The organism is Microbacterium sp. CnD16-F, assembly GCF_024124465.1.
Taxonomy (GTDB): Bacteria; Actinomycetota; Actinomycetes; order Actinomycetales; family Microbacteriaceae; genus Microbacterium; species Microbacterium gawkjiense.
Genome location: NZ_JAMXSA010000004.1, coordinates 1 through 13,481 on the forward strand (window position 1 = coordinate 1; position 13,481 = coordinate 13,481).

Genomic DNA, 13,481 nt, shown 5'->3' on the forward strand with positions numbered 1-13,481 from the left:
CTCGGGCCAGTTCCGCCGGGTAAGCGGGATGGTCGAGCAGGGTCAAGATGATCCGGGATCGAGTGGGGTCGGCCAGTGCACGACCCAGGCGGTTCATCACGTCGAGACGCGAAGCAATAGTCAGCATGGACTGAACTATACAGCGCGCACTGAACACTCGGTCACAGGCGTCAGCCCAGATCGCATGCCCGTAAGGGGGTCGTCATGCGTGCCAGTCCCGCTTCACGCGCCCGCGCCCGTCGCCCGCGGACGCGGTGTTTTCAGATAGCCCGCCCGATGCGATGCACGGGCAAGGTCCGCCGCGCGGGCCAAGCGACCGTCGGCGTGAGCATCACCCAGTCGAGCAGATTCGGTGCGTGGCGCGGCTCGCAGGGACCAAACTCCGACGCTGCCATAGAGGTGGGCCCCGTGGGGCTCGAACCCACGACCCGCGGATTAAAAGTCCGATGCTCTACCGACTGAGCTAGAGGCCCTCAGCGTCCCAGCCTAATGGGGGAGCGGCGCGGCATCCGTCACTCGGTGTTCTTCGAACTGCCGAAGATGATCCCGAGCATGATGCCGAACGACAGGCCGAAGCCGACACCCAGTCCGATGTTGTCGAGGAACAGCAGCCCGACCATCATCCCGCCGAGACTCCCGATCGCGATCCAGAGGCCGAACGACATCCCGTTCATGTTCTTGTTGGCCATACTTCGACGCTACGGACGGCGCCGAGCCGCGGCATCCCCCACACGAGGGAAAAGAAGGCGGCGCCGCCGGAGCCCGCAGAGCTCCGACGACGCCGCCGGTCAGAAGACCGTGATCACATCGGGGGCATCAGCACCGTGTCGATGAGGTAAACGGTCGCGTTGGCGGTCTGAACGCCACCGCAGATCACCATGGCGTCGTTGACCATGAGCTCGTCGCCCGAGCCGGTGACCTCGAGGTCAGCGCCCTGAACGGTCGCGTGCGTGCCGACGATCTCGTCGGGTGCGATCTGGCCGGGGACCACGTGGTAGGTGAGGATCGACGTCAGCGTCTCGGAGTCCGTCTTCAGACCCTCGATGGTCTCGGCGGGGATCTTGGCGAAGGCGTCATCGACCGGAGCGAAGACGGTGAACTCGTCACCATTCAGGGTGTCGACGAGGTTGACGTCGGGGTTCAGCTGGCCGCTGACCGCAGCGGTCAGCGTCTTGAGCAGCGGGTTGTTGGATGCCGCGGTGGCCACCGGGTCCTGCGCCATACCGGCGACCGATCCGGCGCCGTCCGGAACGGCCTCGGCGTAGTCCGCGCAGCCCGGGCCGACGAGGTTGGCGGCGGGGTCCATCGTGTCCTCGGTCATCTCGGGCGAGGGCGACTCCATCGGCTCCTGCGACTCCATGCCCTCGCTGCTGGTGCCACCCTCGGGGGCGGTGCTCGACGAGCAGCCGGCGAGAGCGAACGCACCGACCAGCGTCAGAGAGAGTGCTGCGGTCATCTTCTTCTTCGTGCTGAACATGTTGTCCTCCATGTGTTGGGACCGCCCTCTGCGGCGGCGATGTCTGGTCTTCGGAACCACTAGGCAAACGGATTGCACATTTCCCGAGATTCTTTTTCGCGAGTTCTCACCGGGCGGATGCCGACGGTCACGAAACGCTCTCGATCCCACGTGTCGCCGGGGTTTCGAGCCCCGGCATCCGAGTTCCAGGTCCCCGGGGTGGCATGCTGAGGAGCGATGGTTATCGACGGTGTTGAAGTTCCCGACGACGGGCAGGCGGCAGATCACGCCGGCGACCTCCTCGTCCGCATCGCCGATGGCGATCAGGCGGCCTTCGCAGAGCTCTACGACATGCTCTCGTCACGGGTGTTCGGACTGATCCGACGCGTCCTCGTCGACCCGTCGCAGAGCGAAGAGGTGCTGCAGGAGGTCTTTCTCGAGGTCTGGCAATCCGCTTCCTCGTTCGCTCCGAACAAAGGCCAAGGGAGAAGTTGGATCCTGACGATGGCCCATCGTCGGGCCGTCGACCGGGTGCGCTCGTCACAATCGAGCGTGGACCGGGATATGCGTGTCGGAGCCCGGGACGCGCACACACAAGAAGAAGGCATCGCCGAACAGGTCGAGATGAAGATCGAAGGACGTCGCGTCGTGCGCGCGCTCCGGTCTCTGCCCGACCCGCAACGTGAGGCCCTGACCCTCGCGTACTTCGGGGGATACAGCCAAAGTGAGATCGCGACGCTCCTCGGAGCACCGCTGGGAACGATCAAGACACGCATGCGCGACGGACTGAACCGCCTACGACAGGAGATGGGGGTGACACTGTGAACGAGAAGGATTTCTCCGAGCTCTCCGCAGGGCACGCGCTCGACGCGCTGTCGCCGGAGGACGAGCGCGCCTATCAGGACGCACTGGCCGCCCACCCCGAGTGGCAGGACCAGGTCGACGCCGACGCACAGGTCGCCGGATTCCTCGCCGAAGGCGCGGGCGAAGAAGCCCCTCCCGCCGACCTGCGGGCCCGGTTGCTCGAGCAGATCAGTGGGATGCCGCAGGCCCCGGCGCGTGCTGCTGCCGCCGAGCCTGTCGCCGCGGAGCCTGCGGCCGAGTCCGCTCCGGCGGACGAGCCCGCCGTCGCCGGACCGCCGACCGAAGCGATCCAGGCCGTGCAGCGACGCAACTGGACCCGCGGACTCTTCGCGCTGGTCGCGTCCGCCGCACTTCTCGTCGGCATCGGCTGGGGCGTCGGATCCCTCGTCGAACAGGCCCGCACGCCCCTCGAGGTGCAGGCGCTGGAGCAGATCGAGGCCGCGCCCGACGCGCAGACCGTGACGGGTCAGTTCACCGACGGCGGCGAGGCCGTGCTGCACTGGTCGGACGAGCTCGACAAGGTCGTGCTGACGACGGATGACGCACCCGAGATCCCCTCGGACCGTTCCTTCGAGCTGTGGTTCATCCGCGGCGATCAGCCCATCTCGGCCGGCGTGTTCGACCCGTCCGACGAGGTCACGGCGCTGCTGTCCGGCGAGTTCCAGCCCGGCGACATCGTGGCGGTCACGGTCGAGCAGAAGGGCGGATCGCCCGACGGCTCGCCCACGACCGACCCGATCATCACGATCCCCACGGCCTGAGCCGGGCCGCGGCCCGTCCCCGCCCTGCGGGGTAGCCTGGAGCGATGTCTGACGCGTCCCGCGACTTCCACAAGCCGGTCCGCCGCTCCCCCGATTCGTTCGATCGCAACTTCGCCGCCGACGATCCCGCTGAAGCCAGCCGCGTGGCGCACGCCACGGCATCCGCTCTGCTCTCGCGGGTGCGCGAGGCGCCGCACGACGAGGTCATCGACCGGCTCGTGACCTTCACCGACGCGCACGGCATCGCGACCATCGCCGAGCTGTGGGCGCAGTCGCCCGCCCGGTCGCTGCCGGGCGCACTGTGGCGGCTGTACCTGCTGCAGCTGATGATCCACGACGACCCGGCGACGTCCGCGCTGCTCTACGAGCGGGGACGCACGCGGCTCGCATCGGCCGATGTCGTCATCGCGGGGGCGCCGACACCGGCAAGCCCCGACGAGCTCGTCTCGCTCATCGACCTCATCATGCGCGGGGTGTTCGCAGGCGACTTCGCGCTCGCCCTCGAGCGGGCGGCGGCGTTCTCGCGCGTCGTCTCGGCCGGCGCGACCGACCTCGCCGACGACTACGACGCGAGCGAACCCGGACGGGCGTCGCAGTTCACGACCCGCGCGCTGCGCCTCGACACCTACGCCGGCGACCTCACGGCGGCCGCGGCCCTGTGGCGCCGCGACGGCCTCACCTGAGTCGGGGGCCGCGTTCGCGGGCATGAAAGTGCCGGGCCGCAGAACGCCTCTCGGCGCGTGGCCGCTCGCAGCGGCTGAAGATGGAGCCCGGGGTTACTGCGGCCCGGCTAGAAAAGTGTAACGGAGGGGCTCCGCGGGTATTCCAGCCCGCGGGGGATTTCGTTCGGGCCGGGCGTGTCGCGCCGCGGGCGTCGTGCGCGTTCACGGATGCAACGGATGCCGGGCGACACCCGGCATCCCGTCGCCCTTCAGCGGCGTGTCGCGCACGATCCGTTGCATCCGTCGACACCGCCGACGACGGATGCCGCCGCGTAGGCTCGTCGCATGGCTTGGCGCTTCGCTCTCATGATCGACCCCGCGGCATCCGACGATGCGCGCACCGACTTCGCCGACACGTTCACCGAGGTGGACCCGTCGGCCCCCGCGCTCACCGTGGGCGAGCTGAGCACGCAGCGCGGCGACGGGATCTTCGAGTCGATCGGCGTCGTCGACGGGCACGCGCAGGAGGTCGAGCCGCACCTCGAGCGACTCGCGCACTCCGCTGAGATCTGCGAGCTGCCGGCGCCGAACCAGGGGCAGTGGCGCGAGGCGATCCGGCGGGCGCAGGCCGCGTCGGGGGAGGGCGAGGCGGTCATCAAGCTGATCCTGAGCCGCGGTGTCGAGCACGGACCGACGCCGACCGCGTGGGTCACGGTGGCGCCGGCCGCGGACTTCACGAAGGCGCGCACCGAGGGCATCGCGGTGGCGGTGCTCGACCGCGGGTACAGCATCGATCTGCCCGGGCGGGCGCCGTGGCTGCTGCTGGGCGCGAAGACGCTGTCGTACGCGGTCAACATGGCGGCGATCCGCGAGGCGAAGCGCCGCGGAGCCGACGACGCCGTGTTCGTGAGCTCCGACGGATTCGTGCTCGAAGCGCCGACCGCGTCGCTGATCATCCGCCGCGGCGACGCGTTCGTGACCCCGGCGCCGAACGGCGGCATCCTGCACGGCACGACCCAGCTGAGCCTGTTCGAGCACCTCGCCGCGCAGGGATTCGAGACCGCCTACGAGACGCTGCCCGTCTCGGCCCTACACGAAGCGGATGCCGCCTGGCTCGTCTCCAGCGTGCGCCTCGCCGCTCCGATCACCGCCGTCGACGGTCGCCCGCTGGCCGTGGACGCCGAGCTCACCGCATCCTTCAACCGCTACCTGCTCAGCCCCCGCGACTGACCCCGCGGCGGGTTGCCGTTCACGGATGCAACAGATCTGCCCCGACACGCCGCTGATCCGCCCCGGGACGCCGCGTGTCGCCCCGCATCCCTTGCATCCGTGGACGCGTCACGCCCGCGCGAGGGCCGCGAGGATCGCGCGCTCGACGAGGTCCCAGTCGTGCAGCACCATCGCGTAGTCGAACCGGAGCGTGACATATCCCCACAAGGCGGCGTTCGCGTCCCGCACGAGGTCCTTGTGCCGCAGCGACGCGCCGTCGTGGTTCTCCCGCCCGTCGACCTCGACGATCACGCGGTCGCCGATCAGGGCGTCCACGACCCCGACGCCTGCGACGCGCACCTGCGTCCGCACGGTCAGCCGGAACCCGCGCAGCCGCCACCGCAGCAGCGACTCGAGACCGCTGTCGGCGTCGTCCCGGCTCAGCCCGAGAGCCTCACGCCCGGCGGCGTTCAGACTTTGCGCGAGCCACCGCATGTCGTCGCCGTCGAGCATCCGCTGTCGTCGGGCCGACTCGAGCGCGACGAAGAACGCCTCGACGCCACGGCACAGGAGGACCTGCCGCAGCACCCGGGCGAGCGACGGCTCCCGCCGCGATTCACCGACGCCCGGCGCGTCCCAGTGCTCGACGCAGTCGCAGTCCGCGTCGTGCGACCGGCCGCCCGGCCGCATCCAGACGTGCGGCGAATCGTCCTCGTCGAGCACCCACAGTCCGCGATGCCGCGCCGCGGTCACGCACGCCATCGACCCGCCGTGCCGGGCGATCGCGACGGCGTCGGCGCACGCGTCCGGCGGAACGAAGACGCCGACGCGGACCCGGCGCAGCTCACCCGTCCGCAGCGCACGCTGCACCCGTCGCATCGACCACCCCGCGTCGAGCAACTGACGAAGACGGAGAATCGGATGCCGCAGCTCGCACATCCCGCGATCCTCGCCGCCGCTGTCACCCCGCACGGACTCGCACCCCGAACCGGGGGAGAGCCGCCGCATCCCACCCTCCGGGGAGGAACCCCCGTTCACCGATGCAACAGATCCGCCGCGACACCCCGTGGCAGACCGATTGGATGCCGCGTGTCGCCCGGCATCCATTGCATCCGAGCACGCCTACCCGACCTACGCACGCGACGCATCCGCGCACAAAGAAAACGCGCCGGCACGGAACCCGAATCCGTGCCGGCGCGTGGCCTCAGGGAGGAGGACTCACCCGAAGCGACCCGAGACGTAGTCCTCGGTGGCCTGGACGGACGGCTTGGTGAAGATCGTGCCGGTCTCGTCGTACTCGATGAGCTTGCCGGGCTTGCCGGTGCCGGCGATGTTGAAGAACGCGGTCTTGTCCGAGACGCGCGAGGCCTGCTGCATGTTGTGCGTCACGATCACGATCGTGTACTCGCTCTTGAGCTCCTGGATGAGCTCCTCGATCGCGAACGTCGAGATCGGGTCGAGGGCCGAGCACGGCTCGTCCATCAGCAGCACGTCGGGCGAGACGGCGATCGCGCGCGCGATGCAGAGGCGTTGTTGCTGACCACCCGACAGGCCCGATCCGGGCTTCTCGAGGCGGTCCTTGACCTCGTTCCAGAGGTTCGCGCCGCGCAGCGACTTCTCGACGAGCGCGTCGGCATCGGACTTCGAGATGCGCGAGTTGTTGAGCTTCACACCGGCCAGCACGTTGTCGCGGATCGACATCGTCGGGAACGGGTTCGGGCGCTGGAAGACCATGCCGATCTGGCGGCGCACAAGCACCGGGTCAACGCCCGGGCCGTACAGGTCCTCGCCGTCGAGCAGGACCTCGCCCTCGACGCGCGCGCCGGGGATGACCTCGTGCATGCGGTTGAGCGTGCGCAGGAAGGTGGACTTGCCGCATCCGGACGGGCCGATGAAGGCCGTCACGCTGCGGGGCTCGATGTCGAGGGACACGCCCTCCACGGCGAGGAAGTCGCTGTAGTAGACGTTGAGGTCGTTGACTTCGATGCTCTTGGACACTTCGGGTGCTTTCTGTCGGATGCCGCGGGTCAGCGGCCGAACTTGGGGGCGAACTTCTTCGCGACGAAGCGTGCGATGAGGTTCAGCGCCATGACGATGATGATGAGGGTGAGCGCGCCGGCCCAGGCCCGCTCGAGAGCGGCGGGGATGTTCGTGCCGGGGTTCTGGAACTGGTCGTAGACGAACACCGGCAGCGTCATCATCGGGTTGTCGAACGCGTTCACGTTGAGCGACTGGGTGAAGCCGGCCGTCAGCAGCAGCGGCGCGGTCTCGCCGATGACGCGGGAGATCGACAGCATGATGCCCGTCGTGATGCCCGCGACGGATGTCGGGAGCACGACCTTGACGATCGTCAGCCACTTCGGCACACCGAGCGCGTAGCTCGCCTCGCGCAGCTCGTTCGGCACGAGCCGCAGCATCTCCTCGCTCGACCGCACGACGACGGGGATCATCAGCACGCTGAGCGCGAGCGAACCCATGAAGCCGGTGTTGAGACCCGGTCCGTAGATGAGCGCGCAGACGGCGACGATGAACAGACCCGCCACGATCGAGGGGATGCCGGTCATGACGTCGACGAAGAACGTGATCGCCTTTGCGAGACGGCCGCGTCCGTACTCGACGAGATAGATCGACGTCATGAGGCCGATCGGCACGGAGATGAGCGTCGCCCACCCGGTGACGATGAGCGTGCCGTAGATGGCGTGGATCGCTCCACCGCCCTCGCCGACGATGTTCCGCATCGAGTACGAGAAGAACATCGGGTCGAATCGTGCGATGCCGTTGACGACGACCGTGAACAGCAGCGAGATCAGCGGCAGCAGCGCGATCGTGAAGGCGATCGACACCAGCACGGTCGCCAGTCGGTCGGCGGCGCGGCGCCGGGTCTCGACGACGTTCGAGAGGATGACGAGGACGATCGCGAACAGCACCACCCCGACGAAGACCGCCGCGGCGATGTTGAAGTCCGCGACGTCACCGCCGCCGTTCATGATGGCGAACACGATGCTCGAGAGCGCGAGGGCACCGGCCAGCAGCACCCACGGCATCCACTTCGGCAGCTGACCCGCGGTGAGCGAGTTGCCGACGGGCGTCCGGGCCGCGGAGCGGGTGAGGGTCGTCGTCATCAGTTCGCTCCAGAGAACTCGGCGCGACGGTTCACGATCCACCGCGCGAGCGCGTTGACGGCGAAGGTCACGAGGAAGAGGATGAGGCCGGTCGCGATGAGGACGTTGACGCCGTCCCCGTACGCCTCACCGAAGTTGAGGGCGATGTTCGCCGGGATCGGCGTCGGGTTGTTCGAGTTGAGCACCTGGAAGGTGACCGCACCCGTGGCCGAGAGCACCATCGTGACGGCCATCGTCTCGCCGAGGGCGCGACCCAGCCCGAGCATCGCACCCGAGACCATGCCGCCCCGGGCGAAGGGGAACACGGCCATGCGGATCATCTCCCAGCGCGTCGCGCCGAGGGCCAGCGCCGCCTCCTCGTGGAGGACGGGCGTCTGCAGGAAGACCTCGCGCGTGATCGCGGTCATGATCGGCAGGATCATCACCGCGAGGACGAAGGATGCCGTGAGGATCGTGCGCCCGGTGGGGGAGACGGCACCGGCGAAGAAGGGGATCCAGCCGAGGTTGTCGTTCAGCCACACGTAGAAGGGCTTCAGGATCTGCGAGAAGACGAGGGCGCCCCACAGGCCGTAGACGACCGAGGGGATCGCGGCGAGCAGGTCGATGATGTAGCCGAGGGCGGAGGCGAGCCGGCGCGGGGCGTAGTGCGAGATGAAGAGCGCGATGCCGATGGCGAGCGGCGTCGCCACGACCAGGGCGATGATCGACGCCCAGAGTGTGCCGAAGACGAAGGGCCAGACGTACTGCCAGAACGGCTCGCCGTTCAGGAACTGCGTCTCGTCGGGGTCCGCGGTGAAGGCGGGGACGCTCTCGACGATGAGGAACAGCGTCACCGCGGCGAGCACGATGAGGATGATGATGCCCGCGCCGAGCGCGGTGCTGGAGAAGACGAGGTCGCCGCGGCGACGCATCGGTCGTCTCGTGGGCGCCTGGTCGGTGGCCAGGTCGGAGGTGGGGGGCATCGCAGTCCTCGGGTCGGAAGCGGGCGGACGTGGGGCTGCGGGTGACCCTCCGTGGAGGGCCACCCGCAGCAGGGGTGTTACTGCTTGGCGCCGATCAGGTCGATGGCGGCCTGGGCCTCGCTGGCGACCTCGGTCGACAGCGGCGCGGAGCCGGCGGCCTCGTTGGCGACCTTCTGGCCCTCTTCGCTGACGATGTACGAGAAGTACGCCTTCACGATGGCGGCGGTGTCGGCATCCTCGTACTGCTGGCAGCCGATGAGGTAGCTCACGAGGGCGATCGGGTACGAGCCGGCGGGAGCATTGGCGGGGTCGACGTCGTAGACGAGGTCACCGTCGGCACGGCCCTCCTCGAGCGGCGACGACGCGACGAGCTCCGCGGCGGCCTCGGAGGAGAACGGCACGAACTCGTCGCCGACCTTGACGGCGGCCGAGCCCAGGTCACCGACGCGCGAGGCGTCGATGTAGCCGATGGTGCCGTCGCCGGCCTTGACGGCGGCCTCGACGCCGGAGGTCTGCTGGGCCGCCTCGGAGCGCGTGGTCTCGACGGGCCAGGCGTCGTCGTCCTCGTACGGCCACGCGTCGGGCGCGACGGAGGCGAGGTAGGCGGTGAAGGTGCCGGTCGTGCCGGACTCGTCGCCGCGGAAGACGGGCGTGATCGCCAGGTCGGGCAGCTCGACGCCCTCGTTGATCTCCGCGATCTTCGGGTCGTTCCACTTCTCGATCTTCTCGTTGAAGATTTCGCCGATGACCTCGGGCGTGAGGTTCAGCTCGGTGATGCCCTCGAGGTTGAAGACGACGGCGACGGGCGAGATGTAGGCGGGGACTTCGACGATGTCGGGCGTCGCGCAGGCGCCGAACTTCCCGGCGGCGATCTCGTCGGTCTTGTAGGCGCGGTCCGAGCCGATGAAGTTGCTGGAGCCGGCGATGAAGTTGTCGCGGCCGGTGCCCGAGCCGGTCGGCTGGTAGTTGACCGTGACGTCCGGGTTGGCGGTCTGGAAGGCCGCGGTCCACGCCTGCTGGGCGGCGCCCTGCGAGGAGGCGCCGGTCGCCTTGACGGTGCCCGACAGCGAGCTGCCGCCGTCGGAGGGCTGGCCGCTGCCAGCGGGGGTGCCCTCGTTGGCGGCGCAGGCCGACAGGGAGAGGACGGCGACGGCGGCGACAGCGCCCACGCGGGCGATGCGGTTGAGCTTCACGTGTGAATTCCTTCGGGTGATCGGGACACCCCGGTGCGGGGCTGGCTCGACGCTAAGAGTCGCCGGTGACCAGGTTCCGCTCGACAGGTGAACGACAGGTGAACGGGTCGGGTCCGAACGCCTCTCGCTCAGCCGATTCACACCTTCGGCGGATGCGTCTCGATCGCCACGATGCCCGAGCCGGGGTTCGTCGCCGACAGGTGCGCCACGGAGAACCCGCCGACCTCGAGGTCGGCGGCGCTCTCGATGTACGAGCCCTTCAGGCTCCCGGTCGCCAGTGCCAGCTCGCTCATGATGGTGGGGATGACCGGTCGGTGCGAGCACAGCACGGCGGCCTTCCGCGACCTCACGCGTTTGCCGACGACGGCGCGCACATCCGCGCGCCCTTCCTCCCAGGCATCCTGCGAGATCAGCTCGGTCCGACGGATGTCGCGGCCCAGCGCCTTCGCGAGCGGTGCCACGGTGTCGACGCAGCGGACCGCGTCGCTCGAGACGACCCGACGGATGCCGAACGCCCGCAACGGCCCGACGGCCGCCTTCGCCTGGCGCTTGCCGCGGTCGGTGAGGGGGCGGGCGGCATCCTTCCCCTTCCAGTCCTCGCGGGGAGTCGCCTTGCCGTGGCGCAGCACGACGACGGGGAAGGTCGCGAGCACGCCGTCGTCGACGAGGCGTAGGAAGTTCTCGAGGATCTCGACGTCCACCGGATAGCTCAGCCGTTCGAGCGCCTTCTTCGGCGTGAGCCATTCGATCGCGGCGATCTCGCGGTTCGGCACGAAGGACGACCCGCGGATCGCCTCCTCGGTCGCCTCGGTGCTCCAGTAGTGGACGATCTTCGTCCGCTTGCTCGGCAGGCGGTACTTCGAGATCCCGACGGGCACCCCGAGGTGGACACGGATGCCGGTCTCCTCGAAGATCTCGCGCACGGCCGTCTCGGCGAGGGTCTCACCGGGATCGACCTTGCCCTTGGGCAGGGTGATGTCGCGGTACTTCGTGCGGTGGATCGCCAGGACGAGCAGCTTGCCGTCCACCATCCGCCAGACGACGCCGCCCGCGGCGTAGACCGCGGTCTCCGTCATCGCACCGCCCGCGCACGCCGCCGGCGGAGCACCTGCGACATCGTCTTCTCCTGCAGATCGACGAGCGGGTTGCCCTCGGCATCCAGATGGTGCCGCGTCCACTCGCCCTCGGCGCCGAGGTGCCACGAGCTCGTGGTGTCGGACATCGCCAGCTCGAACAGCGAGATCAACTCGTTCACGTGCGCGGGCTCGGTCACCCGCACGAGCGCCTCGACGCGGCGGTCGAGGTTGCGGTGCATCATGTCGGCACTGCCGATGAAGACCTGCGGGTCGCCGTTGTTGTGGAACGTGAAGATGCGGGAGTGCTCGAGGTAGCGCCCCAGGATCGAGCGCACCGTGATGTTGTCGCTGACCCCCGGCAGGTCCGAGCGCAGCGAGCAGATGCCGCGCACCCAGACGTCGACCTTCACCCCGGCCTGGCTGGCGCGGTAGAGGGCGTCGATGATCTGCTCGTCGACCATCGAGTTGACCTTGATGCGCACGTGGGCGGGCTTGCCGGCCAGCGCGTTGCGCCGCTCGCCGTCGATGTGACGGAGGAGGCCCTTGCGCAGGTGGAGCGGGGCCACGAGAAGCCGCTTGAACTTCTTCTCGATCGCGTAGCCGCTCAGCTCGTTGAAGAGGCGGGTCAGGTCGCGACCGACCTGCTCGTTCGCGGTGAACAGGCCGTAGTCCTCGTAGATGCGGCTCGTCTTCGGGTTGTAGTTGCCCGTCCCGATGTGGCTGTAGCTGCGGAGGACGCCGTCCTCCTCGCGGATCACGTGAAGGAGCTTGCAGTGGGTCTTCAGGCCCACGAGCCCGTAGACGACGTGCACGCCGGCCTTCTCGAGCTTGCGCGCCCACACGATGTTGGCCGCCTCGTCGAAGCGGGCCTTCACCTCGACGAGCGCGAGGACCTGCTTGCCGTTCTCGGCCGCGTCGATGAGCGCCTCGACGATCGGGCTGTCACCGGAGGTGCGGTACAGCGTCTGCTTGATCGCGAGCACGTGCGGGTCGCGCGCGGCCTGCTGCAGGAACGACACGACGCTCGTCGTGAACGACTCGTACGGGTGGTGGACGAGGACGTCCTCCTTGCGGATCGCCGCGAAGATGTCGGCGCGGCCGTTCTGCTCGGCCGGCTGGAACGGCGTCGAGGTCTTCGGCACGTGCGCCGGGTAGCGCAGATCGGGCCGCTCGATCTGCGACAGGGAGAAGAGTCCGCGCAGGTCGAGGGGGGCGGGCAGGCGGTAGACGTCGTTCTCGGTGATGTCGAGCTCGTCGAGCAGTAGCGAGAGCGTGACCTCGTCCATGTCCTCGGTGATCTCGAGGCGGATCGGCGGACCGAAGCGGCGGCGCAGCAACTCGGCTTCGAGCGCCTGGATGAGGTTCTCGGTCTCGTCCTCCTCGATCACGACGTCCTCGTTGCGCGTGAGGCGGAACGTGTGGTGCTCGAGGATCTCCATGCCCGGGAACAGGTCGTCGAGGTTCTCCGAGATGAGCTCCTCGATCGGCAGATAGCGCACGGTCGAACCGTTCTTGGCGACCTCGATGAGCCGGGGCAGCATCGGGGGCACCTTGAGGCGCGCAAACTCCTGCCGCCCCGTGCGCGCGTTGCGGATGCGCACGGCGAGGTTCAGCGACAGACCCGAGATGTAGGGGAACGGGTGGGCGGGGTCCACGGCGAGCGGCATGAGTACCGGGAAGACCTGCGCCGAGAAGTAGTCGTAGAGCGTGCTCCGCTCGGGGTCCGACAGCTCGGCCCAGGAGACGACCTCGATGCCCGCGTCGGCGAGGGCCGGGCGGACCTGCTCGGACCACACCGCCGCGTGACGCTCCTGCAGTGCGTGCGCCGCTGTTGCGAGGTCGGTCAGCACATCGAGGGGAGCGCGGCCGACGTTGGTCGGCACGGCGAGGCCGGTGAGGATGCGGCGCTTGAGGCCGGCGACCCGCACCATGAAGAACTCGTCGAGGTTGCTGGCGAAGATCGCGAGGAAGTTCGCTCGCTCCAGCGTCGGCAGGTTCGGATCCTCCGCGAGCTCCAGCACGCGCTGATTGAATGCGAGCCAGCTGAGCTCGCGGTCGAGGTAGCGGTTGTCGGGCAGCTGCGAGTCGTACGCTTCGACGACGTCGTCGAAGTCGTCGTCGTCCGCGTCGCCCAGTCCGGAGTCGTGAACCTGGGTGTCGATCATCCCCACATCAT

At 68.8% G+C, this 13,481-nt stretch carries 13 protein-coding genes, 1 tRNA gene and 1 pseudogene; 4 read left to right on the plus strand and 11 right to left on the minus strand.

Going from position 1 to position 13,481, the window contains the following annotated elements:
• From NH287_RS01835 to NH287_RS01850, 4 genes and pseudogenes are all read right to left on the minus strand, one after another.
• A pseudogene (locus tag NH287_RS01835) lies at nt 1-127 on the minus strand (transcriptional regulator); the annotation flags it as partial.
• Between the two features lie 273 nt (nt 128-400).
• Nucleotides 401-473 (minus strand) — tRNA-Lys (locus NH287_RS01840).
• A gap of 39 nt (nt 474-512) precedes the next feature.
• Nucleotides 513-689, minus strand: a complete 177-nt coding sequence (locus tag NH287_RS01845; RefSeq protein ID WP_253034251.1) for a hypothetical protein — start codon at nt 687-689, stop codon at nt 513-515.
• A 113-nt stretch (nt 690-802) separates the two neighbouring features.
• Entirely contained in the window at nt 803-1,477 is a 675-nt protein-coding gene (locus tag NH287_RS01850; RefSeq protein WP_253034252.1) for a fasciclin domain-containing protein, read from the minus strand.
• Nucleotides 1,478-1,693: 216 nt separating this feature from the next.
• On the opposite strand from NH287_RS01850, the gene sigK reads away from it, so the two are divergent.
• The 4 genes from sigK (at nt 1,694) to NH287_RS01870 (ending at nt 4,973) form a co-directional block, all read left to right on the plus strand.
• A complete protein-coding gene (sigK, locus tag NH287_RS01855; RefSeq protein ID WP_253034253.1) occupies nt 1,694-2,281 on the plus strand; it encodes an ECF RNA polymerase sigma factor SigK in 588 nt (195 codons plus the stop codon).
• Nucleotides 2,278-3,081 (plus strand): anti-sigma factor, encoded by an 804-nt coding sequence (locus NH287_RS01860; RefSeq protein WP_253034254.1) that lies wholly within the window; start codon nt 2,278-2,280, stop codon nt 3,079-3,081. Before sigK ends, NH287_RS01860 begins: the two co-directional genes overlap by 4 nt.
• Before the next feature lie 44 nt (nt 3,082-3,125).
• A complete protein-coding gene (locus tag NH287_RS01865; RefSeq protein ID WP_253034255.1) occupies nt 3,126-3,764 on the plus strand; it encodes a DNA-directed RNA polymerase subunit beta in 639 nt (212 codons plus the stop codon).
• Between the two features lie 324 nt (nt 3,765-4,088).
• Complete coding sequence (locus NH287_RS01870; RefSeq protein WP_253034256.1) at nt 4,089-4,973, plus strand: aminodeoxychorismate lyase; 885 nt, start codon at nt 4,089-4,091, stop codon at nt 4,971-4,973.
• Nucleotides 4,974-5,081: 108 nt separating this feature from the next.
• Here the strand turns inward: NH287_RS01870 and NH287_RS01875 are convergent, their stop codons facing one another.
• The 7 genes from NH287_RS01875 to NH287_RS01905 form a co-directional block, all read right to left on the minus strand.
• Nucleotides 5,082-5,891, minus strand: a complete 810-nt coding sequence (locus NH287_RS01875) for a DUF559 domain-containing protein (RefSeq protein ID WP_253034257.1) — start codon at nt 5,889-5,891, stop codon at nt 5,082-5,084.
• Nucleotides 5,892-6,170: 279 nt separating this feature from the next.
• Nucleotides 6,171-6,950, minus strand: coding sequence for a phosphate ABC transporter ATP-binding protein PstB (pstB, locus tag NH287_RS01880; RefSeq protein WP_064003118.1), 780 nt, complete (start codon nt 6,948-6,950; stop codon nt 6,171-6,173).
• Between the two features lie 29 nt (nt 6,951-6,979).
• Entirely contained in the window at nt 6,980-8,074 is a 1,095-nt protein-coding gene (gene pstA / locus NH287_RS01885) for a phosphate ABC transporter permease PstA (protein ID WP_253034258.1), read from the minus strand.
• Nucleotides 8,074-9,036 (minus strand): phosphate ABC transporter permease subunit PstC, encoded by a 963-nt coding sequence (gene pstC, locus NH287_RS01890; protein ID WP_253034259.1) that lies wholly within the window; start codon nt 9,034-9,036, stop codon nt 8,074-8,076. Before pstC ends, pstA begins: the two co-directional genes overlap by 1 nt.
• Before the next feature lie 77 nt (nt 9,037-9,113).
• Nucleotides 9,114-10,229: a phosphate ABC transporter substrate-binding protein PstS gene (locus NH287_RS01895; RefSeq protein ID WP_253034260.1), complete on the minus strand. Its 1,116-nt coding sequence runs from the start codon at nt 10,227-10,229 to the stop codon at nt 9,114-9,116.
• Nucleotides 10,230-10,366: 137 nt separating this feature from the next.
• Complete coding sequence (locus NH287_RS01900) at nt 10,367-11,305, minus strand: NUDIX domain-containing protein (protein WP_253034261.1); 939 nt, start codon at nt 11,303-11,305, stop codon at nt 10,367-10,369.
• Nucleotides 11,302-13,470: an RNA degradosome polyphosphate kinase gene (locus NH287_RS01905; protein ID WP_253034262.1), complete on the minus strand. Its 2,169-nt coding sequence runs from the start codon at nt 13,468-13,470 to the stop codon at nt 11,302-11,304. Before NH287_RS01905 ends, NH287_RS01900 begins: the two co-directional genes overlap by 4 nt.
• Between the last annotated feature and the right edge of the window lie 11 nt (nt 13,471-13,481).